This window comes from Saccharopolyspora aridisoli (assembly GCF_004348445.1).
In the GTDB taxonomy this organism is placed as follows: Bacteria; Actinomycetota; Actinomycetes; order Mycobacteriales; family Pseudonocardiaceae; genus Saccharopolyspora; species Saccharopolyspora aridisoli.
Genome location: NZ_SMKV01000031.1, coordinates 1 through 22654 on the forward strand (window position 1 = coordinate 1; position 22654 = coordinate 22654).

21 protein-coding genes are annotated in these 22654 nt (G+C 69.1%); 9 read left to right on the plus strand and 12 right to left on the minus strand.

Features of this window, described 5'->3' with window-relative positions; translation table 11 throughout:
- The first annotated feature begins 207 nt into the window (after nucleotides 1-207).
- Complete coding sequence (locus tag E1161_RS20775) at nucleotides 208-564, plus strand: GntR family transcriptional regulator (protein WP_132625853.1); 357 nt, start codon at nucleotides 208-210, stop codon at nucleotides 562-564.
- 138 nt (nucleotides 565-702) lie between these two features.
- Here the strand turns inward: E1161_RS20775 and E1161_RS20780 are convergent, their stop codons facing one another.
- On the minus strand, nucleotides 703-1311 hold the full coding sequence (locus tag E1161_RS20780; RefSeq protein ID WP_207920326.1) for a DUF305 domain-containing protein: 609 nt from the start codon (nucleotides 1309-1311) through the stop codon (nucleotides 703-705).
- A gap of 172 nt (nucleotides 1312-1483) precedes the next feature.
- On the opposite strand from E1161_RS20780, the gene E1161_RS20785 reads away from it, so the two are divergent.
- A complete protein-coding gene (locus E1161_RS20785) occupies nucleotides 1484-2923 on the plus strand; it encodes an LVIVD repeat-containing protein (protein ID WP_132625941.1) in 1440 nt (479 codons plus the stop codon).
- Between the two features lie 63 nt (nucleotides 2924-2986).
- On the opposite strand, the gene E1161_RS20790 is transcribed toward E1161_RS20785, so the two are convergent.
- The 4 genes from E1161_RS20790 to E1161_RS20805 form a co-directional block, all read right to left on the minus strand.
- Nucleotides 2987-5095, minus strand: a complete 2109-nt coding sequence (locus E1161_RS20790) for a putative bifunctional diguanylate cyclase/phosphodiesterase (protein WP_132625857.1) — start codon at nucleotides 5093-5095, stop codon at nucleotides 2987-2989.
- Nucleotides 5096-5234: 139 nt separating this feature from the next.
- The gene (locus tag E1161_RS20795) at nucleotides 5235-6137 is read right to left on the minus strand and encodes an oxidoreductase (RefSeq protein WP_132625859.1); all 903 of its coding nucleotides are present in this window, start codon (nucleotides 6135-6137) and stop codon (nucleotides 5235-5237) included.
- 93 nt (nucleotides 6138-6230) lie between these two features.
- A complete protein-coding gene (locus E1161_RS20800; protein WP_132625861.1) occupies nucleotides 6231-6938 on the minus strand; it encodes a M50 family metallopeptidase in 708 nt (235 codons plus the stop codon).
- Nucleotides 6939-6955: 17 nt separating this feature from the next.
- Entirely contained in the window at nucleotides 6956-8269 is a 1314-nt protein-coding gene (locus E1161_RS20805) for a M20 family metallopeptidase (protein ID WP_408012004.1), read from the minus strand.
- Nucleotides 8270-8423: 154 nt separating this feature from the next.
- On the opposite strand from E1161_RS20805, the gene E1161_RS20810 reads away from it, so the two are divergent.
- Entirely contained in the window at nucleotides 8424-8636 is a 213-nt protein-coding gene (locus E1161_RS20810) for a hypothetical protein (RefSeq protein WP_207920327.1), read from the plus strand.
- Nucleotides 8637-8693: 57 nt separating this feature from the next.
- Here the strand turns inward: E1161_RS20810 and E1161_RS20815 are convergent, their stop codons facing one another.
- Nucleotides 8694-9455, minus strand: coding sequence for an EI24 domain-containing protein (locus E1161_RS20815; RefSeq protein ID WP_132625865.1), 762 nt, complete (start codon nucleotides 9453-9455; stop codon nucleotides 8694-8696).
- 160 nt (nucleotides 9456-9615) lie between these two features.
- Between E1161_RS20815 and E1161_RS20820 the strand changes: the two genes are divergently transcribed.
- Nucleotides 9616-10623 (plus strand): iron-siderophore ABC transporter substrate-binding protein, encoded by a 1008-nt coding sequence (locus E1161_RS20820; RefSeq protein ID WP_132625867.1) that lies wholly within the window; start codon nucleotides 9616-9618, stop codon nucleotides 10621-10623.
- 697 nt (nucleotides 10624-11320) lie between these two features.
- Here E1161_RS20820 and E1161_RS20825 read toward each other — a convergent pair.
- From E1161_RS20825 to E1161_RS20845, 5 genes are all read right to left on the minus strand, one after another.
- Nucleotides 11321-12568, minus strand: a complete 1248-nt coding sequence (locus E1161_RS20825) for a pyruvate dehydrogenase complex dihydrolipoamide acetyltransferase (protein WP_235875179.1) — start codon at nucleotides 12566-12568, stop codon at nucleotides 11321-11323.
- Nucleotides 12569-12593: 25 nt separating this feature from the next.
- Nucleotides 12594-13580, minus strand: a complete 987-nt coding sequence (locus E1161_RS20830; protein ID WP_408012005.1) for an alpha-ketoacid dehydrogenase subunit beta — start codon at nucleotides 13578-13580, stop codon at nucleotides 12594-12596.
- 148 nt (nucleotides 13581-13728) lie between these two features.
- Entirely contained in the window at nucleotides 13729-14844 is a 1116-nt protein-coding gene (gene pdhA, locus E1161_RS20835) for a pyruvate dehydrogenase (acetyl-transferring) E1 component subunit alpha (RefSeq protein WP_132625871.1), read from the minus strand.
- A 24-nt stretch (nucleotides 14845-14868) separates the two neighbouring features.
- A complete protein-coding gene (gene lpdA / locus E1161_RS20840) occupies nucleotides 14869-16329 on the minus strand; it encodes a dihydrolipoyl dehydrogenase (protein WP_132625873.1) in 1461 nt (486 codons plus the stop codon).
- Between the two features lie 767 nt (nucleotides 16330-17096).
- Nucleotides 17097-18305: a PucR family transcriptional regulator gene (locus tag E1161_RS20845; RefSeq protein WP_132625875.1), complete on the minus strand. Its 1209-nt coding sequence runs from the start codon at nucleotides 18303-18305 to the stop codon at nucleotides 17097-17099.
- 293 nt (nucleotides 18306-18598) lie between these two features.
- Here E1161_RS20845 and E1161_RS27325 point away from each other — a divergent pair, with 293 nt between their 5' ends.
- Nucleotides 18599-18751 (plus strand): hypothetical protein, encoded by a 153-nt coding sequence (locus E1161_RS27325; RefSeq protein WP_165939890.1) that lies wholly within the window; start codon nucleotides 18599-18601, stop codon nucleotides 18749-18751.
- Between the two features lie 6 nt (nucleotides 18752-18757).
- Here the strand turns inward: E1161_RS27325 and ligD are convergent, their stop codons facing one another.
- Nucleotides 18758-19750 carry a non-homologous end-joining DNA ligase gene (gene ligD, locus E1161_RS20850; RefSeq protein WP_132625877.1) on the minus strand — a complete coding sequence of 331 codons (993 nt, stop codon included), beginning with the start codon at nucleotides 19748-19750 and terminating at the stop codon, nucleotides 18758-18760.
- A 154-nt stretch (nucleotides 19751-19904) separates the two neighbouring features.
- Between ligD and E1161_RS20855 the strand changes: the two genes are divergently transcribed.
- The 4 genes from E1161_RS20855 to E1161_RS20870 all read left to right on the plus strand — a co-directional run bounded on the left by E1161_RS20855 (nucleotide 19905) and on the right by E1161_RS20870 (nucleotide 22623).
- A complete protein-coding gene (locus tag E1161_RS20855) occupies nucleotides 19905-20654 on the plus strand; it encodes a DsbA family protein (protein WP_132625879.1) in 750 nt (249 codons plus the stop codon).
- Entirely contained in the window at nucleotides 20651-21277 is a 627-nt protein-coding gene (locus tag E1161_RS20860) for a vitamin K epoxide reductase family protein (protein WP_132625881.1), read from the plus strand. Before E1161_RS20855 ends, E1161_RS20860 begins: the two co-directional genes overlap by 4 nt.
- A gap of 99 nt (nucleotides 21278-21376) precedes the next feature.
- On the plus strand, nucleotides 21377-21817 hold the full coding sequence (locus E1161_RS20865; protein WP_132625883.1) for an ATP-binding protein: 441 nt from the start codon (nucleotides 21377-21379) through the stop codon (nucleotides 21815-21817).
- Nucleotides 21814-22623, plus strand: coding sequence for a SigB/SigF/SigG family RNA polymerase sigma factor (locus tag E1161_RS20870; protein WP_132625885.1), 810 nt, complete (start codon nucleotides 21814-21816; stop codon nucleotides 22621-22623). Before E1161_RS20865 ends, E1161_RS20870 begins: the two co-directional genes overlap by 4 nt.
- Nucleotides 22624-22654 lie beyond the last annotated feature (31 nt).

Genomic DNA, 22654 nt, shown 5'->3' on the forward strand with positions numbered 1-22654 from the left:
ATCAGGACCCGGATCCCAGTGGGAATCGGGGACACCACCTCCGAAGGTCACGTCCCGAGGTGGTGTTCCCGATTCCCACTGGGATCCGGGTCCTGATTTCCACTGGAGTTCGGGTGTCGCGTGGGCCCCGGAGGAGGTTCGGATGGGTCGGGGCCGATACTGAGGGCGGCCATGGCGTCATGTCGTACGAATCGGGATGGTGAACGCATGCGGATCAGCGTGGATCCGGACTCCGATGTGCCGCCCTTCGAACAGGTGCGGTCGAGCATCGCCGAGCAGATCACCAGCGGTGATCTGGCGGTCGGGGCGAAGCTGCCGACCGTGCGAGCGCTGGCCGCCGAGCTCGGGATCGCGGCGAACACCGCCGCGAAGGCTTACCGCGAGCTCGAGCAGACCGGGTTGATCGAAACTCGCGGCCGGGCAGGCACTTTCGTCAGCGATGCGGGCGACCAGGCCGCCGCGCGCGCGGCCGAAGCGGCGGCGACGTACGCGCAGATCACCCAAGCGCTGGGCATCCCGAAGACCGATGCCCTCGCGATCGTGCAGGCCGCGCTGAAGGCCTGAGGACTGCCCGGGGATTCGCTCGGCACTGCCGGTAGCGCACGGGAAGAGCGGTGGACCCCACGGTGCACGCCATCCCACGGCCCCGCGGCTGCCCTCACCGGAGGAGCAGCGTCGGCTGAGCCCGCTCTCGAACAGCGGCTACCCGACCTCGGCCTGCAGACCTCGCATCGTCGCGATCTCGTCCTGCTGGGTGACCAGGCCGTCCTGGGCCATCTCGTGGACCTGCTCGTCGCGGCCGGTGGACAGCAGCTGCGTCGCCATCGTCACCGCGCCCTCGTGGTGAGCGATCATCAACTCCAGGAACAGCCGGTCGTAGTCGGCGCCGCGCGAAGCCCCCAGCTGGGCCAGCTGCTCCGGCGCGGCCATGCCCGGCATCATCGCGTGGTCGTGGCCGTGGTGCCCGGCGTGCTCGGCACCGTGGGTGTTGAGCCAGCCCTGCATCATCCCGATCTCCGGGCCCTGCGCGCCGCTGATGCGGTCGGACAGGGCCCGCAGCTTCGGGTTCTGCGCGCGCTCGGCGGTCAGCGCGGTCATCTCCAACGCCTGCTGGTGGTGGGCGATCATGTTGCGCAGGTAGTCGACCTCGGTCTGGCTCGCCCCACCGCGATCCGGGGCCGCGCTGGCCACGACCTGCGGCTGGTCGCCCGGGGCGCCGGGCAGCACGACCGGCGGACCGGACGGCGCGGGCGGCTCCGCCGCGCACCCCGCCAGCACGCCCGCTGCCAGCGCAATTCCGCCTAGCGACATCCGCAACATCGTCGTCCCTTCTGGGAAAACCGTGAAAAAACTGCCGAAAAAGCCTATTCCGACTAGAATCTGGCAACACGATACTGGGCAGGTGCGGTTGTCCGAAACCGCTGTCGACGGCTGCCCAGGGGGCGGCGGCGACTTCGTCGAACCAGGGGGTTGATCGGTCTTGATCCCTCAGTCCACCGGCCGGAGGCGCGCGCTGGGCGCGGCCATCGGAGCGCTGGTGCTGGGCTTATCGCTCGCACCCGCGACGGCCGCGACACCGCCGAGCGACGGTCCCGAGCAGTACTCCGCTCAGCAGGTCGCGGCACCGAACTCCGAGATCGACAAGAGCGAGAACATCGATCACGTGGCGAACCTGCCCAAGCAGGCGCCCTTCAACACCTTGGACGCCTACGGCACCGACATCGCTTTCAAGCAGAACATCGCCTACGTTGGCAACTACGACGGTTTCGTCGTCTACGACATCGCGAACCCGAAGAAGCCGCGCATCATCACGCAGGTGCAGTGCCCCGGCGGGCAGGGCGACATGTCCATCTCGGGCAACCTGCTGTTCGTCTCGACGGACTACCCGCGCAGCAACAACACCTGCACCAGCGAGGAGACCGACTCCGCCGACCCCAACGGGTGGGAAGGCATGAAGGTCTTCGACGTCAGCGACCCGGCCAAGCCGCGCTACGTCTCGGCGATCGCCACCGACTGCGGCTCGCACACCCACACCCTCGTGCCGGACGAGGCTGGCGAGGCCGTGTACCTCTACGTCTCGTCCTACGGCCCGAGGGCGGAGTTCCCGAACTGCCAGCCGCCGCACGACAAGATCTCCATCATCAAGGTGCCGCTGGCCACCCCGGCCGCTCCCGAGCTGGTCAACGCTCCCGTGCTGTTCCCGGACGGCGGCAACCCCGGTCAGCCGGACGGCATTCGCGAGACCAGCGGTTGCCACGACATCACGGTGTTCCCGTCCAAGGACCTCGCGGCGGGCGCGTGCATGGGTGACGGCGTGCTGTTCGACATCTCCGACCGGGAGAACCCGCGCGTGATCAACCAGGTCCGCGACGACACGAACTTCGCGTTCTGGCACAGCGCCACGTTCAACAACGAGGGCACCAAGGTCATCTTCACCGACGAGCTCGGCGGTGGCGGTGCCGCGACCTGCAACGAGGCCACCGGACCGACGCGCGGTGCCAACGGGATCTACGACATCACCGGCTCCGGCGCCGACTCGAAGCTGGCGTTCAAGAGCTACTACAAGATCCCGCGCCACCAGGCCGACACCGAGAACTGCGTGGCGCACAACGGATCGCTGATCCCGGTCGCGGGCGGCGACTTCATGGTCCAGGCGTGGTACCAGGGCGGCATCTCGGTGTTCGACTTCACCGACTCCACCAAGCCGCAGGAGATCGCCTACTTCGACCGCTCAGCGTTCAACCCGAACGAACTGCAGGTGGCGGGTTCGTGGTCGGCGTACTACTACAACGGCCACATCTACTCCAGCGGCATCCAGGAGGGCCTGGACGTCCTCGACCTGCGGGACGAGCGGACCGACTCCGCCAAGAAGGTCCGCTACGAGGAGTTCAACCCCCAGACCCAGCCCATCTACCAGAACTGACCCCTGACGCGAAGGCTCCCACCGCAGGAAGCGCGGTGGGAGCCTTCGCCGTTCGCGGCCTGGTCAAGCGCGGTTGAGGCTGTCCGGGACGTCGAAGGACAGGAGAGGTTCTCCGATGTGCGGGCCCGCGACGACGGAGCAGCCGATCTCGCGCCAGAGGGCGAGCTGCTCCTGCGTCTCGACGTTGTCGACGCACAACCACACGCCGTTCATCAGCGAGATCAGGGCGCGGAGGGCTTGGATCTCGGGCACGTCCGGACTTTCGGCCTCGTGCACCAGGCGGACGAGGTCGCGCGACAACCGCACCGAGTCCACCGGCATCTCGCGCAGCAACCGGAGTTCGCCGGGCGAGCCGGTGAACTCGTGCAACGACGCCTTGACGCCGCGAGAGCTCAGGTGCCGCAGGTTGTCCCGCGCCTCCTCGTTCCCGCTGATCGCGGCGATCGGCATGCACAGCCGCAGCCAGCACGGATCGAGTTCTGATCCGTCGAGCACCCGGTGCACCACGGCCGCCAGGTCGGGGTCGCGGCCTTGGTCGGGGCTCAACGACACCGACAACCGCACCTCGTGGCCGGCATCGTGCCACTCCCCCAGGTGCTGCCAAGCGGTCTGCAGCATCCAGTCGCGCATCGACAGCGTCACACCGGAGCGCTCCGCCAGGCGCAGGCAGTCGCCGTGCTCGATGATGCCGAAATCATCCGTGTCCCAACGGTACTCGGCTTCCAAGGTGCAGAGTTCACCACCGGGGACCAGGACCTGCGGGCGGTAGACGACGTCGAACTCACCCATCTCCAGCCCGCCGGGCATGATCGCCGCGAGCTGGCTCTCCTCGCGCTCCTCCGGGGCCAGGTCGGGGTCGAACAGCGCCCACTGCCGCTTGCCCGCGGCTTCCGCGCGCCGCAGCGCGACGTCCGCCGCCCACAGCATGTTCGCCGCGTCGGCATCCTCCACGACCCGCTGCACCACGCCAACGCTGGCGGAGGCCGCAATGCCGCGTCCGGCGACGTAGACGGGTTCGGCGAGCATCTCGTTGATCAGCTGTGCCATCACCGGGACCGGAGGCGTTTCGGCCTGCTCCCAGACCAGCAGTGCGAACTCGGTGCCGCCGAAGCGCGCGACCAGCGCCTCCTCGTCCTCGACGAGGTTCTCCAGCCGGCGCGCGACGGTCCTGATCAGCTGGTCGCCGACCGGGTAGCCGAGCCCGTCGTTGATCAGCTCGAAGCCGTCCAGCGCCAGCTGGTAGAGCGCGAGCCGGGCGTCCTGGGGCAGGTTGACCAGAGCCGCTTCCAAGCGGGTGTGGAAGAACCCGCGGTTGGGCAGCCCGGTCAGCGCGTCGTGCAGCGCTTGGTGCTGGAAGCGGTCCTGCAGCAGGTGCAGCTCGGTGATGTCCTCGACCATGGTGACCACACCGCTCGGCGCCCCATCGGCCCCGCGCAGCGCGGAGACACCCAGGTAGCACCACGCGGCCTGGCCGTCGGCGCGCACCAGGCGCTTGCGGTCGCTGATCCGCTTGGAGTTCGCGCCGTCGATCAGCTCGCGGTAGGAGGCCCGGAGGTACTCGGCGTCCTCGGGGTGGAAGAGCCGGTCGATGGTCATCGGCACCAGGTCGTCGGCGTGGTACCCGAGCACCTGCTCGAAAGCGGGGTTGACCTGCACGAAGCGGCCTTCGAGGTCGCTGATGGCGACGCCGATCGGGGTGGAGGTGAACACCTCGCTGAAGCGCGCTTCGCTGGCCTTGAGCTCGCGGTCGGTCTTGAGCTTGGAGGTCAGCAGGGCCTTGTTCAGCGTCTCCTGCTGGGCGAAGGTGCTCTCGCGGTCGGCCGCGGCGTACCCGGCGGCGATCTCGGTGAGCACCGACAGCAGCGCGTCGACCTTCGTGCCGTCCGAAAGCAGCGCGTCCTGGAGAACCCTCAGGGTCACCGAGAGGCTTTCCTCGCCGGTGGCGCGGATTTCGACGAGCCGGGCACCCACGGCACGACCGGTCTCGACGACCTGGGAGCTGTCGCCCAGCGCGAGCACGACCATGTCCAGCAGTTCCGCGAGGGACGCCTCGACCTCTTCAGGGGGGAGGGGGAGGTAGGAAGTGGCTCGGAGTTCGGCGGTCCAGCGGCGCGCGACATCGGCCCGCCACTCGGACTCCGGCGGTGGTCCGACCGGATCTCCCTCGCTCATCTCACCCGTCCGTCAGCGTCTACCTGGCGAAGCGAAATCGATCTGCTCGCGCACCCGGTGGCGCGCACCCGTGCAGGATACCGGGCGAGCACCACCAGGACGTCAAGGCCGTCCATCAGAATCGATCGACGGCCATTGATCAGTGCGCTCCTTCCAGCGTTTCCCCGTCGGCGACCAGCGCGTCGATCTGCGTCGTGTCGTTCTCGTCGAGGGTCAGCGCACCGGCAGCGGCGTTCTCCTCCAGGTGCTCGACAGACGAGGTGCCGGGGATCAGCAGGACGTTGCGGGAGCGGTTCAGCAGCCACGCCAGCGACACCTGCGCCTGGGTGACGCCGTGCTTGCCCGCGATGGACTTCAGCGCATCGTCGCCGCGCGCCCGGCTGTCGGCGAAACCGGAGCCCAGCGGGAAGAACGGCACGAACGCAACGCCCGCCTCGGCGGTGGCGCGCAGCAGGGCGGCGGAGGTCCTGTTGACCGCGTTGTAGAGGTTCTGCACCGAAGCGATCGGGGTGATCGCCCGCGCTTGCTCGAAGTGATCCAGTGCCACGTTGGACAAACCGATGGTGCGGATCAGGCCCTGCTGCTTGAGCTCGTGCAGCGCGCCGACCTGGTCGGCGAAGGCGATGCCGTCCTGCGGGCCCATGTCGCGCAGGTAGACCAGGTCGAGGGCCTCGACCCGCAACCGGCGCAGGTTGTCGTGCACCTGGGACCGCAGCGCGGCCGGGTGGTTCAGCGGCAGCCAGTTCGCCTTGTCGTCGCGGTAGGCGCCGATCTTGGTCGCCAGCACCAGGTTCGAGGAGTAAGGGTGCAGAGCTTCGGCGATGAGCTCGTTGACCACCCACGGCCCGTAGAAGTCACTGGTGTCGATGTGGTCGATGCCGAGCTCGACGGCGCGCCGGAGGACCGCGATCGCCACGTCCCGGTCCTTCGGCGGGCCGAACACGCCCGGTCCCGCCAGCTGCATCGCGCCGAACCCGACGCGGTTGAGCGCCAGGCCGCCGCCCAGCTCGAACTCGCCACCTAAAGCTTCCGCAGTCGTCACGCTGCGATGCTGCTGGACGACCCGCGCCTGGGCAACCGAATCGTGCTGACGCACACGTGGGAACGGCTTCGAGCCATCTCTTCGGACGAGCCGTCACACCTGCGGCATCAGCAGCAGCCAGAACCCCCCGACCAGCAGCGAAGCGAATCCGATGAGGAACCACAGGAACATCCAGGCTCCCCCGCCGATCCCGGTGAGCCGCGCCAGCTGGTCGGCGTCGGAATCCCCGGCGCGTCCGCGTCGCCGCTTCCGCCCCAGTTCGCTGATCGGCCGCAGTCCGCCGACGAGCAGGAACCAGCACACCAGCGCCGCGCACAGCGCCTGCCACGGCGGGCTCGCCAACCACGACACCGCTCCGAGCGCACCTCCGGTGACCAGCACCGACAGCACGCCGTAAGCGTTGCGCACGGCCAGCAGCACCAGCACCAGAAGCGCGATGGAACCCCACAGCATCCACCGCGCCCGGTCGGAGGTGACCAGCCACGCGCCGCCGAGCCCCAGCAGCGACACCGCCGGATAGCCCGCGAGCAGGGTGAACACCATCCCGGGCCCGTGCGCGCGGCCGGTCGAGACGGTCAGCCCGGAGGTGTCGGAGTGCAGCCGGATGCCGTTGAGCTTGCGGCCGCTGAGCAGCGCGACCACCGCGTGCCCGCCCTCGTGGGCGATGGTCACCACGTTGCGCAGCGGCAGCCAGGTCCCGCGGTTGAGCACCAGGGCGAATGCGATCACCCCGGCGATGAGCGCGGCGACGTTCCCGGAATCGAGGAGCCGCGCCGTCGCGTTCCGCACTAATTCGTCCACGGCGAAACCCTAACGGGTCAGCTGAAGTAGTTCGGCACGTCCAGCGGCCCGCCGGCGGCGTCGAACTCGTCACGCACCGCGTCCCGCAGCGCACCGTCGGTGATGTAGTCCACTGTGGTCAGCGCGAGCCCGATGGCACCGTCGATCACCGCCGCGTCGCCGGCGGCGGAACCGGCTGCCGCGGCGAAGCCTTCGGTGTGCAGCGACAGGTTCGCATCACCCAGGCCGATCATCGGGTGGATGGCGGGCATCCGGAAGCTGAGGTTGCCCAGGTCGGTGGAACCGGTCAGGTAGTCCGGGACGATGCCGCGAGGCAGCGAGGTGCGACCGCGCCTGGCCTGGTGCCTCGCCCATCGGGCGGCGAGCGCGTCGTTGTGCCGGATCGGCAGGTAGGCGGGGTTGCGGTCCCAGTGCAGCTCGACACCGCAGCCGGTCATCGCCGCAGCGCCGTGCGCGATCGACTCCACCCGCTGCGCGAGGTCCTGCAGCGAGCCCGGCTCGGCGGAGCGCACGTAGAACAGCGCCGCGGCCCGGTCCGGGACGACGTTGGGGCGCTTGCCGCCGTCGGTGATCACGCCGTGGATGCGATCGGTGGAGGGCATGTGCTGACGCATCGCCGCCACGCCCTGGTAGGTGGCCACCACCGCGTCCAACGCGTTGCGACCCATGAACGGCTGCGCGGAGGCGTGCGCGGCCACGCCGTGGAAGACGACCTCGACCTGCCTCCGCCCGAGGAACGGATGGGTCGCGATGTCGTGCGAGAACGGGTGCAGCATCACCACGGCGTCGACGTCGTCGAAAACCCCTGCCCTGGCCAGGTGCTCCTTGCCGCCGCCGCCTTCTTCGGCGGGCGTGCCGAACAGGCTGACCCGGCCGCCGGTTCGCCCCACGGCGGTGGCCGCGGCGAGGAATCCACCGACACCGGCCGAGCAGATGATGTTGTGCCCGCAGCCGTGCCCGATGCCGGGGAGCGCGTCGTACTCGGCGAGCACCGCCACGTGCGGCCCGTCCGCGCCGACACCGGTGCGCAGGGCGGTGCTCAGCCCGCCCACGCCGACCTCGACGTCGTGGCCGAAGTTCCGCAGCAGCTCGGCGGCCCGCGCGACCGACCGGTGCTCGGCGTAGGCCTCCTCCGGATCGGCGTGCAGGTCGTGGCTCAGCCCGAGCAGGTCGCCACCGTGCTCGGTGACCCACCGCTCGACCTCGGCGAGCAGCGCCTCATCGGCACCGGCGTGCGCGGACCGCAGGGGCTCGGCCGAGGCCACGGCCCTCTCAGTGGCTGCGGCGACCGCGCGCAGGTAGGCATCATCAGGGTGAACCGGCTGTGTCACGGCACCGACTCTAAGCCGCCGGATGAACCCCCACATCACCCCGGAGCAACCGCTCGGTAAGTGCTGGAGGTCCGAACCTCACAGCACACGTACGCCAGACCGGCCGGGAGCAGAGGCGGAGCTGATCAGCATTGCCGGGGAGGAGCACTGGGCGGTGAACCGCGGCTACCGGCTCGACGTCCCCGCGCTGGCGCACGCGGCCCGACAGTACGGCGAGGTGCCAGAGCCGGACGTCGGCGAGCACCGCTTCCGCCTGCTCTACAAGCACGGCTTCGCCGAGCTGGTCCGCTCCACCGACCACGAGGAGACGGCGCACTTCGTCGCCCACCCGTCCCCGGCCCCGCAACTGCTCCCCGATGCCAGCTGACCGGCGGGAACGCGCTCGGACCGGCCCCGATCTGGTGGGCCGGTCCCGCGCCGGGGGTCATCTCGGCGTGACGGCACCCGGACGTGCGTCGAGAACGCGGTGGGCCAGGATCGTGCCGCCGACCACGGCGGCCGGGATGACCACCAGCTGCAGCACCGGCACCAGGCACAGCAGGTAGGCGGGCAGGCCGAAACCGAGCGTCATCGCCTTGTGCTCGCGCAGGCTGCGGTGGCGCTCGCCGAAGGCGAGTCCGCGCCGCTGGAACACCAGGCCCACCATCTCCAGGCTGATCACCCACGCGCCGAACAGCGCGCCCAGCACCACGCCCGCGATCTGCCCCGCGACCGGGACGAATCCGATGACCAGCAGCACCACGGCCCCGATCAGCGCGACCAGGACGAGCTTGAGCGAGTCCCGCACTCCCCTGCCGAGCTGGCGGGCGAATCCGGCGCCATCGTCGGAGGTGTCCAGCCCGAGCTGCTCCTCGGCCTGTTCGGCGATGTGCTCGTAGAACGGTCCGCCGATGAGCAGGGTGAGCGCGATGAACGAGATCGATCCCAGCACGGCCGCCGCGCCCACCAGCGCGACGCCGAGCAGGACGCGCAGCCCCTTGCGGGCGAAGTCGGCCCAGCCGTCGGCGAACGGGGTCATCCAGCTGGTCAGGTCACCGCTGAAGTAGATCAGCGTTCCCAGGCTTGCGAGCAGCAGCAACGCGCTGATCAGAGCGGGGATCGCGCCGAGCAGGAGCAGTTTCGGACTGCGCAGGATGATGCCCGTTCCGGATCCCAGGGCGCGGAATCCGGCGGCGAACGAACTCATGTCGAAGACTCCCGTGATCGGCGATCTCGAACCACCGTACTGCGTGGCCGGTGAGCAGGTTCACCGATCGACCACCGGCCGATCGACGCCCGAGTTAGGTTAGCCTCTCTTCAAATGCTGCTTCGGGCGTGCCCGAAGACGAACGAACAAGGACTCGGCTATGACTCCTCCCCCCAGCGTGATCGGCCGTCGGGGCTTCCTGATGGGCGCGACCGGACTCGTTGCGGCGGGCCTGGCCGCGTGCGGCAGCAGCGGCGGCGCGAACCCGAGCGGGAACGCGCCTTCCGGCCCAGGTTTCCCGGTCCGCATCCCCAACCGCTACGGCGCGGCCGACATCCAGGCAGCACCGCAGCGCGTGGTCACCCTGGGCATCACCGACCACGACGTGCTGCTGCCGCTGGGCGTGATTCCGGCCGGCCTGACCAAGTGGGGCCCGTGGGAGAGCGGCGTCGGCCCGTGGGTGGAGCCCATGCTGGGCGGTCAGCGCCCGAAGGTCTTCGGCAGCGAGGTCGACGTCGAGGGGGTCATCGCCCTGGCACCCGAGGCAACCATCGCGCTGCAGAGCGCGCTGACGCAGGAGCAGTACAACCGGCTGAGCAGCTTCGCCCCGGTCGTGGCTCAGCCGCCGAACTCCATCGACTACGGCGTCGACTGGCGGGTGCAGGCCGAGACCATCGGTCAGGCCCTGGGCAAGCAGGCCGAGGTCGCCGACCTCCTCGGCAGGACGCAGGCCCGCATCGACGACACCCGCGAGGCCAACCCGGTCTTCGAGGGCAAGACCCACGTCGTGGTCCGCACCGACGCGGCGGGCACCTACGCGGCCTACACCAAGCAGGACGCCCGCACCGCGCTGCTGGAGCAGCTCGGGCTGCGCCTGTCGCCGGCGATCGAGGGCATGAGCAGCGGCGGCAAGTTCAACGTCAAGGTCAGCAAGGAGCAGGTCTCGCTGCTCGACGCCGACGTCGTCATCGTGACCACGGCCAAGGCCACCGACGTCGAAGCGGTCCGCGAGGACCCGCTGCTGAACAACCTCCCGTCCGCCAAGCGGGGTTCGCTGGTACTGCTCGACGACTACGACCTCACCATGGCGCTGGGTTCGGCAACCGTCTCCAGCATCCCCCACGCCCTCGACCACCTCACCCCGAAACTGCTCGAAGCCCTGTCCTGACTCGCCCAACGTGCGCGATGGGCTTCATCGACGGCTGAGGGCATCGCGCGCGAGCCGATCGTCACGCCTTGAGCGAGTCGACCGGTCCGTCCAGGGCTCCCACGGGGAGTCCGGTTCGGGCTGGTGAGCGGTGACCATGTCACCGTCCCGGCCGATCGCGAACAGCGTGCAGGCGCCGTCCGGGCGGCTGATGGCGACCGGGTCGCGGACTGCCCTCCCCTTGTCGCGCATCGGCCGAGCGTTCGGCCGGAATCCGGGGCGGGAGTTGTCCAAGCGAGTGATGTTCTCCAGGGCCATTTCCGTGAGAACGATAGTGAGATCACTAAGGCTCGGAAACACTGCTCGCTCAGTTCGACGCGGCGTTCCCGCAGCGGAACAAGGCCAGCGACGGCACCATCGGTGATGCGTCGCACCAATCTCGGGACAGCGACCACAATCCGTGGGTCGGGCCGGGAATCGTGACAGCGGTGGACATCACGCACGATCCGAAGAACGGCGTCGACATCAACCGAATCAGCCGAGGTGGTGGCGATGAATGGCCAGCAACGCACCCCGATCGGCGGTACCTCCATTTCGCGGACGATTGTTACCTGGGCGCGGAATGAGCATTCCTATGCACCACATGCTGTTTCGGAATGCGAAAACGGCCGTTGCCGACCACGGAGGTCGGCAACGGCCGTTTCGGTTGTGGGGAGGATCAGGCGATGATGCGGATCGGGTCCTCCAGCAGCGACGTGAACTGCTGCAGGAACGCGGCACCGACCGCGCCGTCGACGGCGCGGTGGTCCGCCGAGAGCGTCACGCGCAGGATCTTGCGGGCCACGAACTCCCCGTCGCGGACCTGGACCTCGTCGCGGGCCGCGCCGACCGCCAGGATCGCCGCCTCCGGCGGGTTGATCACCGCGCTGAACTGCTCGATGCCGAACATGCCCAGGTTGGAGATGGAGAAGGTGCCACCGGACATCTCGTCGAGCTTCAGCTTGCCCTCGCGCGCCCGGCCTGCCAGCTCGCGGCTCTCGGTGGCGATCTGTGAGACGCTCTTGTGGTCGGCGTCCTTGACCACCGGCACCACCAGGCCGCCCTCGATCGCCACGGCGACGCCGAGGTTGATGCGCTTGTGCTGCAGCATCTTGTCGCCCGCGAAGGAGACGTTGACCGCCGGGTTGGCGCGCAGCGAAGTCGCCACGGCCTTGACGATCAGGTCGTTGACGCTGATCTTCGGGCCACCGGCCGACTGCAGGCGCTCGTTGAGGCTCGCCCGGAACTCCAGCAGTTCGGTGACGTCGATGGCACTGGTCAGGTAGAAGTGCGGCGCGTTCTGCTTGCTCTCCGTCAGGCGCTTGGCAGTCACCTTCCGGATGTTGGACAGCGGGATCTCCTCGACGTCGTCGTTGACGACGGCCGGAGCGCTGGCCTGCGCGGCGGGAGCCGGGGTGGGCTCGGCGGGAGCCGCCGAGGCCGCGGCCTCGATGTCGGCGCGGATGATGCGCCCACCGGGACCGGAGCCCTGCACGGTGCCCAGGTCCACGCCCTTCTCCTTGGCGACGGCCTTGGCCAGCGGCGAAGCCTTCGGCTTGCTCCCGGACGGAGCCGCGGCCTCGACCGCAGCAGCGGCCGGGGCCGGAGCCGCGGGCGCTTCCTCGGCCGCGGGTTCGGCGGCGGCCGGAGCGGGAGTGGCGGACGCCGGAGCCGCCTCGGCGGCGGAACCGGAACCGTCGCCGAGGACCGCGATCGGCTCCCCGATCGGAACGGTCGTGCCGGCCTCGACCAGGATCTTCTCCAGCACCCCGTCGTCGTAGGCCTCCAGCTCCATGAGGGCCTTGTCGGTCTCGATCTCGGCCACCACTTCGCCGCGCGCGACCTTGTCACCGACCTGCTTGTGCCAGTTCGCGATCACGCCCTCCTCCATGGTGTCGGAGAGCCTCGGCATCTGAATGTCAGTCATCGTCTTCCTCGGGTGAGCACGGGACTCAGCGGCGGCGGCCCACCGCGTCCAGGGTCTGGTGAACGGCGGTGGTCAGCGACTCCGCGGACGGCAGGGCGGCACGTTCCAGCGGCTTGGCGTAGGGCAGCGGCACCTCGGCCGCCGCGACCCGCCGCACCGGGGCGTCGAGGTAGTCGAAGGCACCGTCGGAGATCGAGGCCGCGATCTCCGCGCCGATGCCGTAGGTCAGCCAGTCGTCCTCGGCGACCACGGCGCAGCCGGTCTTGCGCACGGACTGCACCACGGTGTCGCGGTCCAGCGGGCGCAGGCTTCGCAGGTCGATGACCTCGGCGTTGATGCCCTTCTCGTCGTGCAGCACCTCGGCGACCTGCTGCGCGACCACGGCCATCCGCGAGTAGCCGATGATCGTGATGTCGGTGCCCTCGCGGGTCACCTTCGCCTTGCCGATCTCGGCGGTCTCCGCCACGTCCGGGACCTCGCCCTTGGTGTTGTAGAGCGCGAGGTTCTCCAGGAACAGCACCGGGTCGTCGTCCCGGATCGAGGCCAGCAGCAGCGCCTTGGCGTCGGCGGGCGTGCTCGGCGCGACGACCTTCAGGCCCGGCACGAACGCGTAGTACAGCTCGATGTTCTGCGAGTGGGTGGCGCCCAGCTGCTGACCGCCGCCACCGGGGGTGCGCAGCACCATCGGGACGCTGGTCTGGCCGCCGAACATGCCGTAGATCTTGGCGGCGTGGTTGACGATCTGGTCGAGCGCGACCAGCGAGAAGTTGATCGTCATCAGCTCGACCACCGGGCGCAGGCCCAGCATCGCGGCGCCGACTGCCGCACCGACGAAGCCCTCTTCGGCGATCGGGGTGTCGCGCACGCGCTTCTCGCCGAACTCCTTGAGCAGGCCGGCGGTGATCTTGTAGGAGCCTTCGAAGACTCCGATCTCTTCGCCGATGAGGAGCACGTCCTCGTCGCGCCGCATCTCCTCTTGGAGGGTGTCGTGCAGCGCTTGGCGATAGGTCATGAGGGCCAAGGGATTTCTCCTGGACAGCGGTCAAGAGCGGCCTGGGGCCGGGGTTCCTCGTCTGGCGTCGGGAAACCCCGGTCACCGGGTTGCGAAACGTGTGGCGGGGTGTCGCAAGAACCGCAAGGGGACTTGAGTGTTCGACCCGTCAGTTGTGCACGAACAGCGGGTCGGCGGGCAACCGTCGCGAGTCGTTGGCGACCGGCGTGGCGTAGGTGTAGTCGAACAGCGTCTCGACGTCGGGGTGCGGGCTGTCGTCGGCGAAGGCCACGGCGGCGTCTGCCTCGGCCTGCGCCTTGGTCTCGATCTCGACCGCGGCGTCCTCGTCGAGGACGCCGGCGTTGATCAGCTCCGCGCGGAAGTTGGCGACGGGGTCGGCCTGCTTGGCCTTCTCCACCGACTCCTCGTCGCGGTACTTGCCCGGGTCGACCACGGAGTGGCCCTTGAGCCGCTCGCTGACCAGCTCCAGCAGCGCCGGACGGCCGGTCTCGCGGGCCTGCTCGACCAGCCGGGAAGCCGCGTCGCGGACCGCGAGGACGTCGTTGCCGTCCACGCGCTCGCCGTGCATCCGGTAGGCGGACGCCCGCTTGTGCAGCTCCGACTCCGCCGAGGACTTCTCCACGGTGGTGCCCATGCCGAGCTGGTTGTTGATCACCACGAAGATCACCGGCAGGTTCCACAGCGCGGCGATGTTCAGCGCCTCGTGGAAGGCACCGATGTTGGTGGTGCCGTCGCCCATCTGGCACATGACGACCTGGTCGCCGGAGCGGTAGTCGATGGCCAGCGCGGCACCGGTGGCCAGCGGGATCTGGCCGCCGACGATGCCGTAGCCGCCGAGCAGACCGGCTTCGACGTCGAACATGTGCATCGAGCCGCCCCAACCCTTGGAGGTGCCGGTGGTGCGACCGTAGAGCTCGGCCATCACGCGGCCGGGCTCGATGCCCTTGGCGATGGCGTAGCCGTGCTCGCGGTAGTTGGTGAACAGCAGGTCGGTCTTGCGCAGCGAGCGCATCAGGCCGACGACCGAGGCCTCCTCGCCGAGGTTGAGGTGGCAGTAGCCGCCGATCTTGGCCTGCGTATAGCCCTGCGCGGCGCGCTCCTCGAAGCGGCGGATCAGGGTCATCTCGTAGAAGTAGTCGCGCAGCAGCTCCGGCGACTCTCCCGTGAAGCGGCCACGCTCAGCGGCCCGCGCCGAGGTGGAGCGCCGCGCCTTGGTCGCGCCGGTGCGCGTGGACGGCTTGCTTCGGGTGGCTGTCTGTGCCATCGCGGATCCCCTTTTCTCTTGCCTCTAGCGCTTCTTGGGCGGTGCTACGTGGACCGGCAGGCCGAGGGCGTTCATCGCGGCCTCCATGCCGACCTCGCCGAGGGTCGGGTGCGCGTGGATGGTCTCGGCCAGCTCGTCGAGGGTGGCCTCCAGAGCCATGGCCAGCGCGCCTTCGGTGATCAGGTCACTGGCGGCGTGGCCGATGATGTGCACGCCCAGGACCTCGCCGTACTTCTTGCCGGCGACGATCTTCATGAAGCCCTCGGTGTCGCCGTAGCTCTGCGCGCGGCCGAGCGCGGCGAAGGGGAACTTCGCGGCGATGACGTCGTGCCCGGCGTCCTTGGCCTGCGCCTCGGTCAGACCGACGGAGGCGACCTCCGGGTGGGTGAAGGTGGCGGCCGGGATGACGTTGTAGTCGATCGCGGCGTGGTGCCCGGCGATGGTTTCGGCGGCCACGACGCCCTGGTGCGAGGCGACGTGCGCGAGCAACGCCTTGCCGGTCACGTCACCGATGGCGTGGACGTGCTCGACGTTGGTGCGCAGCTTGTCGTCGACGGTGATGAAACCGCGCTCGCTGGTGGCGATCCCGGTCTTGTCGAGGTCGAGGTTGGCTGTGTTGGGCTTGCGGCCCACGCCCACCAGGACGATGTCGGCGTCGATCTGCTGCGGCTTGGCGCCGTCCACGGTGACCTTGAGGCCGCCGTCGGCCTGGTCGACGCGGGAAACGGTGGCCTCGGTGAGGACCTTGATGCCGCGCTTGGTGAAGGAGCGGCCCAGCGCCTTGCCGACCTCGGCGTCCTCGGCCGGGACGAGGGTCTTCTGCATCTCGATGATGCTGACCTCGCTGCCCAGGGTGGAGAACAGCGACGCCCACTCGGCACCGACCGCGCTACCGCCGATGATGGCGATGCGGTTGGGGACCTCGGTGAGGCCGAAGGCGCCGTCGGAGGTGATCACGCCGGGCAGGTCCGCGCCGGGCAGCGGCAGCTGCACGGGGACCGAGCCGGTGGCGATGATGACGTCGGTGGCCTTGACCTGCTCGATCGGCTTCGCGCCGGTCGGCTCGGCGGCGTAGCGGGGGCCGTCGGCTCCCAGCGGGGACTCACCGGTGGCGTAGACGTCCACGGTGGTCGGGCCGGTGAAGCGGGCGTGGCCGTTGATGACGGTGACGCCGTTGCCCTTGAGCAGGCCCGCGACGCCGTCGGTCAGGCCCTTGACGATGCTGGCCTTGCGGCGGGTGATCGCATCGTAGTCGACGCTGACGCCTTCGACGTTGACGCCGAAATCGGCGGCGTGCAGCACGGTTTCGTAGACCTCGGCGGACCGCAGCATGGCCTTGGTCGGGATGCAGCCCCAGTTCAGGCACACACCCCCGGGCCGCTCCTTCTCCACCACGGCCACCGAGAGGCCGCGCTGCGCGGCCCGGATCGCGGCGACGTAGCCACCGGGGCCGCCGCCCACCACCAGAAGGTCGAACTCCTGCACTTCGCTGTGCTCCTTTGAACGCACGCGCCGGTTACCGACGACCCGTCTTCGTGAGCGGGCCATCCTCACCCAGAGTGTCGTGAGCACGACCACTTCCGCGCTATGCCCAGCCGCCCAGACTTTAGGACGACCGAATGTGCACATCGCACAGTACATGCCGTGATGGGCACAACACGTGTCGCCGCAGTTACAGAAGGCAGCCGCGATCCCCGTCACAAACGGAACGTCGTCAGGCACAAAACCCCAGCGCCTGCGGTTACGCCCGCTACCTGCGAAAAGAACCCAAATTTTTCCAACTATGCCCACTGCACAATCGTCGCCTCATGGTCTTGGGCACCCGGCGGAGCGGAGCACGAGCCCCAGCGGCTCGACCTTCGAAGACCGGCTCGGGTACGCGCGCCGTGATCAACGGCGACCACGCGGCCGGCACGACCGGCTTCCCCCGAACCAATCCCAGTCGTCGAACTCGTCGTACTCGTCCAGCTCGATGCTCGGCGCCGCTGGACGCCGGGATTGCTCCTGAGGCGTCCCGGCTGCGTCGGCCTTCGCGAATCCGGATCGATCTGCTCGCTCGAGAAGTTCATGGCTTCCCCATCGCCGAGCATCGGACGCATGCTCTCCTGGGCTGCCTGAGCGGCTTGGGCCTGGGCCGCGCGAATCGTTTCGATGCATCGCCTTCGAGGTGAGCGGCAACTCCTCGATCGCGCCACCGATGCCAGGCTGCCACCTCGACGCTTCCTCCAGCGGATCCGTCGCCGCCCCGGGCATCAGCTCTGCGGGTTGTCCCGGAGGTTGAGGGTGGACAGGGCGAGGGAGAGGGAGACGTAGGCCGTGCGGCCGTGGAGGGGTTGGCCGATGAGGGTGGTGATCCGGTGCAGGCGGTTCAGGACCGTGTTGCGGTGGCAGTGCAGGCGGACCGCGGCGTTGGCGGTGGAGCAGTTCTCCTCCAGCCAGGCGGTGAGGGTGTCCAGGAGCATGTCGCGCTCCTTGGGTGGCAGCTCCAGGACCGGACCGAGCTGCGTTTCCAGCAGGCGTTGGGCCAAGTCCGGTGACTGCACCAGCAAGGCTTCGGGGAAGCGCTCCTCCAGGGTGACCAGTTCGGTGGTGCCGTGCGCCGAGGTGCCCAGCGTGGTCAGGGCCAGCTGGTGGGCGAGACCGATCTCGGCGAGCCCCTGCACCTTCGGCGAGACCGCGACCCGGGCGCGGGCCAGCGGGCGCAGCGCGTCGAGGGCCAGCGCCGCCGGGTGCTGCTCCAGGGCGACCAGGCCGACGAGGGAGTCCGCGCGGACCTGCCAGACCGAGCGCAAGTGCAACGCGGCCAGCGCCTCGGAATGCCCGCGCAGCGCGAAACCACCGTCGTCGGTCATCTCGGCGACCACCACCAGGTACGCACCGCCGGTGGGCAGGTCGAGCTCCTTGGCGGTGCGCTGGGCGAATGCGACATCGCGCGCGCGGCCGGCCAGCAGGTCCTCCACCAGCGCGTGCCTGCGCTGGTCGTCGCGGCGCAGCCGTTCCAGCTCGGTGTTGCGGTAGAACGTCGACAGCGTCGAGGACAGGCCGTCGATCACCCGCCAGATCGAGGTGGCCACGCCCAGCACCGCGTCCGGGTCGGCGCCGTCGCGGTGCGCCTGGTCGACCAGCGCCTCCCACACGACGCGCCCGCCGAGGCGGAACGTCCGCAGCATGACCTCCAGCGGCACGCCCTGCTCGGCGCGGCGGCGGCCGATGGCCGCGGCGACGTCGTCGTCCCGATCGGAGATGTCGACCTCGCCGCTGAGGATCTGCAGGATCCGCTCCAGGTACTGCCGACAGCCCTCCCACAGGTCTTCCTTGGGCACCGGCCGGTAGTCGGTCCACTCGGGGTTGTCGGTGAAGATCGCGGACATCAGTCGCTCGGTCAGCGCCGGGACGTCGTCCAGCCCGGCTTTGGCCAGCGCGCGGGTCACTTTCGGGAGATCGGCAGGATCGGCTACCACGCCCTGCGACGATACCGGTCGCGGCGACGCGGCGAGGCCGCGAACGCCGATCCACCACCGGCGGCACGACCCCGCAGCGTCACTGATCCACCACCCAGAGCGAGCGGACTTCAGCTCCGGTGAACCCGAAATCCGGTCGCCGCCAGTATGTTCCGCATCACACCAGGAGTTGTGACGAAGGCGTTAACGTCGCAGCGACTCGCGCCGACACCTGGTGTGGGACGACTTCTCCGGCACTCGCCGAAGTCCCTGACACCACCACTGCGCACGACATTTCCAAGGAGAGCAGCGCGATGCAGATCAACAGCCGCACGATCGTGTCGGTTGTAGCGACGGTTTCGATGGTCGTCCTGACCGTTCTGCTCGCGGTGTTCAGTCCTCCGACCCATACGGGAAAGCAGGTCGAGCCGGCCGCCAACCAGGCACCGATCAGCTCCGATCGCTGACGCGCGTCACTCGCGGCGGACCTCCGCGGCCCGTTTGTCGTTGCGCAGACCCGAAAAAGTGGGGTGCCGGAGCTTCCCGTCGCCGGTCCACTCGCTGAAGCCGACCTCGGCGACCAGCTCCGGCCTCACCCAGTGCGTCCCCGGTTCCCGGATCGGGTCGTGGAACGGTGAGTCCGCGCGGGCGAGCTCGTCCAGCTTCGCGGACAGCTCGCGCAGCGTCCGCTCGTCGTACCCGGTGCCGACCTTGCCCGCATAGCGCAGGCCGTCGGAGTCGTAGTAGCCGACCAGCAACGCGCCGAAACCGGACCGGGACCCCTTGGGCTCGGTGTAGCCGCCGATCACGAACTCCTGGCCGGAGACGCATTTGAACTTCAGCCAGTCCCGGCCGCGCCCGGACCGGTAGGGCCGATCGGCGCGCTTGGCGATCAGCCCTTCCCACCCGCGCGCGCACGCCTGCGCGAAGAACTCTTCGCCATCGCCGCTGCGGTGCTGGCTGAACCGCAGCGGATCGGCGAACTCGAAGCACTCGCGCAGCAACCGCTTGCGGGTCCGCAGCGGCAGCCGGGTCAGGTCCACGCCGCCGAAGGCGATCAGGTCGAAGACGTAGTAGTGGATCGCGACGCCGGTGCGCCGAGCGGTCGCGGCGTCGGTGAGGTGCATCCGCTTCTGCAGCCGGGCGAAGCTCGTATGGTCGCCTTCGAAGGCCACGACCTCCCCGTCCACGACGAAGCTCGGCGCTCCCTGGGCCTCGAGCGCTTCGGCGATCTCCGGGTAGGAGGTGTCGACCCGCTTGCGGTTGCGCGACCACAGCTGCGGCTCACCGCCGTCAGCCCCGGCTATCAGCCGGACACCGTCGAGCTTGCGCTCGTAGATCCATCTCTCGTCGGAGAACTCGTGCCGGGTGAGGGTGGCCAGCGCGGGCGGGTACCACGTCCCACCTGGCCAGGCCCGCAGCGCGGCGCGCGATTCGTCGTCGAGCAGGCCCGCCAGGTCGGTCATGCACGTCAGCATCTCCCCTGGTCGAACCACCGACAAGCTGAGAGCTCGCTGTGAAGGTGCTGTGAGAGCACCCCCGCAGAATCTCTCGACCGGGTGAATGCGCGAGACTGTTTTGGTCGGTTCCCCTCACAACCGCCGAAGGTGAATGCGCACGATGTCGAAGAACCAGAACCCGGTGACCCAGAACAGCGGGGTCTCCACGAACATCATCCTCACCGTCGCGGTGGTGGTCGTCGCAGTGCTGGTGATCGGTGGTGTGCTGCTGTTCAACCGCTCCGGCGACAGCGGTGGCGGCGCAGGCAGCGGCCAACCCCCGGTCGCGGCCGAGGTGCTGCGCAAACCCGACAGCAACGTTCTCACCGAGGCGCCCGACGGCAAGGTGACGGTCACCGAGTTCCTCGATTACCAGTGCTCGTCGTGCTACGCGTACTACTCGCAGATGACCAAGAAGATCGAGAACGACTACGCGGGCCGGATCACGTTCGTGACGCGCAACTACCCGCTGCAGATGCACCCGCTGGGGCAGCACGCCGCGCGCGCCGCCGAGGCCGCCGCGCTGCAGGGCAAGTACAAGGAGATGTACCACGCCCTGTTCGACAACTGGACCGCCTGGGCGACCGCGAGCGCGGACGAGCTCAACAGCGACGAGGCCAAGGCCAACGCGGAGTTCGAGAAGTACGCGCAGCAGATCGGTTTGGACGTCAACCGGTTCAAGCAGGACATGGTTTCACCCAACGTCCAGGCCAAGATCGACCGCGACGTGGCCGACGGCGATGCCGCCGGGGTCTCGGGCACACCGTCGATCTTCATCAACGGCCAGAAGTTCGAGCAGGGCAGCGCGCAGAGCATGGCCGAAGTCGACCAGGCGTTCCGCAAGCAGCTGGACCAGGAGCTGGCGAAGTGACCACCGCCCACGCCGTCGAACCGGCCGCACCCGGCGCGCAGCGGCCCGCCGCCGGGCCGCGCGGCCTGGCCTGGCTCTACGTCGTGGGCGGCGCGATCGGGCTCATCGCCTCGTTCGCGCTGATCGTCGAGAAGCTGGCCAAGCTGTCGAACCGGGGCTACGTGCCCTCGTGCAGTCTTAACCCGATCGTGTCCTGCGGTTCTGTGATGGACAGCGCGCAGGCCGCGCTGCTGGGCTTCCCGAACCCGCTGATCGGCGTCGCGGCGTTCCCGGTCGTGGTCACCGCAGGCGTCGCGGTGCTGACCGGGTTCCGCCCGCCGCGCTGGTTCTGGCTGGGCATGCAGGCCGGGACCACGCTGGCCGTGGTGTTCATCCACTGGCTGATCGTGCAGAGCCTGTACTCCATCGGGGCGCTGTGCCCGTACTGCATGGTCGTCTGGGTCGTCACGATCCCGCTGTTCTGGTACACGACCTTGCACAACCTGCGCGAGGGCCACTTGGGCGGCGGCCGGTCATTCGGCGTGGCGCTGAGCCGGTTCCACAGCCTCGTGGTCGTAGTGTGGTACGTCGTGATCGTGGCTCTGATCCTGCAAGCCTTCTGGGATTACTGGACGGGTCGTTGATCGACGTAGAGTTTGCACGACCGGGGTCACGGGTACCAGGAAGCCGCAAGGGTAGGTCACCGTGAGTGAACGCCGCTCCGAGCCGAGGTGGTCGTCGAAATGAGCGTGGAACGCGAGGTCGCGCAGGTGGATCCTGCGACTTCCGCTCCGAACCAAGTCGAAGTGCGGGTACGGGCTGAGCCCGACCAGCTGTCGGTGATGCGGGCCGTCGTGGGCGACCTGGCCATGCGCGCCGACCACGACGTCGACTCGATCGCGGACCTGCGGCTGGCCGTTGATGAGGCGTGCTCGACGCTGGTCCGGCTGGCCGCACCGGAAGCCACCCTCGTCTGCCGGTTCCAGTTGACCGGTGAGCAGCTGTCGATCACCGCGGAGGTGCTCAGCAAGAACGATTTCGGGCCCCGCAAGGACACTTTCAGCTGGCGCGTGCTCAGCGCGTTGGCCGACGCTGTGTCAACCTCGGTCGAGTCGGGTCCCGCTGCCAACGGCAGCCACCTGGTGCGAATCGAATTGACCAAGGGACGGACGGCTCAGGTGTGAAACGAGCGGATTCCACTCAGTCGCGCAACGAGCGCTACGACAGGCTGGTGCCGCTGTTCGGCGAGCTCGCAAAGCTGGACGAGAAGGATCCACGACGCTCCGAACTCCGCGACCAGCTGGTCACCGAGCACATGCCGGTCGCCGAGCACATCGCCCGGCGCTTCAGCCACCGAGGCGAGTCTCAGGAGGACCTCACGCAGGTCGCGGTGCTGGGCTTGATCAACGCGGTCGACCGCTTCGATCCCGAGCGCGGGGTCGACTTCCTGTCCTACGCGGTACCGACGATCATGGGCGAAGTCCGCAGGCACTTCCGCGACACCGGGTGGGCGGTGCGGATGCCGCGCCGCCTGCAGGAGCTCCACCTGTCGGTCTCGTCGGCGATCGCACGGCTCTCGCAGGAGCTGGGCCGCGCCCCCACCCCCAGCGAGCTGGCGAAGGACCTAGGCATCAGCACCGATGACGTCTACCACGGTCTGGAGGCGGGCAACGCCTACCGCAGCGCCTCGCTGGACGAGCTGCTGACCGACACCGACGAGATCCCGCTCGGTGACGCGATCGGCTCGGACGACGCCGAGCTGGCCGAGGTGGAGAACCGCGAGATGGTCCGGCCGCTGCTGGAGGAGCTGCCCGAGCGGGAGCGCCGCATCCTGGTGATGCGCTTCTTCCGCGGCATGACGCAGACGCAGATCGCCGAGCAGGTCGGCATCTCGCAGATGCACGTCTCGCGCCTGCTGTCGCGAACCCTGGTGTGGCTGCGCCAGCGCCTGGAGGACGACGCGCCTACCCCGCAGCCGACAGAGCCGTGAGGAATTGAGTAGAAGAGCGGAGTTCGCGCCC

What these genes read in the sequence shown, in the direction of transcription:
- E1161_RS20775 (WP_132625853.1), top strand. Translation starts at nt 208, where the DNA reads ATGCGGATCAGCGTGGATCCGGACTCCGATGTGCCGCCCTTCGAACAG.
- E1161_RS20780 (WP_207920326.1), bottom strand. Translation starts at nt 1,311, where the DNA reads ATGTCGCTAGGCGGAATTGCGCTGGCAGCGGGCGTGCTGGCGGGGTGC.
- E1161_RS20790 (WP_132625857.1), bottom strand. Translation starts at nt 5,095, where the DNA reads ATGAGCGAGGGAGATCCGGTCGGACCACCGCCGGAGTCCGAGTGGCGG.
- E1161_RS20815 (WP_132625865.1), bottom strand. Translation starts at nt 9,455, where the DNA reads ATGAGTTCGTTCGCCGCCGGATTCCGCGCCCTGGGATCCGGAACGGGC.
- E1161_RS20820 (WP_132625867.1), top strand. Translation starts at nt 9,616, where the DNA reads ATGACTCCTCCCCCCAGCGTGATCGGCCGTCGGGGCTTCCTGATGGGC.
- E1161_RS20825 (WP_235875179.1), bottom strand. Translation starts at nt 12,568, where the DNA reads ATGACTGACATTCAGATGCCGAGGCTCTCCGACACCATGGAGGAGGGC.
- E1161_RS20830 (WP_408012005.1), bottom strand. Translation starts at nt 13,580, where the DNA reads ATGACCTATCGCCAAGCGCTGCACGACACCCTCCAAGAGGAGATGCGG.
- pdhA (WP_132625871.1), bottom strand. Translation starts at nt 14,844, where the DNA reads ATGGCACAGACAGCCACCCGAAGCAAGCCGTCCACGCGCACCGGCGCG.
- E1161_RS27325 (WP_165939890.1), top strand. Translation starts at nt 18,599, where the DNA reads ATGCAGATCAACAGCCGCACGATCGTGTCGGTTGTAGCGACGGTTTCG.
- ligD (WP_132625877.1), bottom strand. Translation starts at nt 19,750, where the DNA reads ATGACCGACCTGGCGGGCCTGCTCGACGACGAATCGCGCGCCGCGCTG.
- E1161_RS20855 (WP_132625879.1), top strand. Translation starts at nt 19,905, where the DNA reads ATGTCGAAGAACCAGAACCCGGTGACCCAGAACAGCGGGGTCTCCACG.
- E1161_RS20865 (WP_132625883.1), top strand. Translation starts at nt 21,377, where the DNA reads ATGAGCGTGGAACGCGAGGTCGCGCAGGTGGATCCTGCGACTTCCGCT.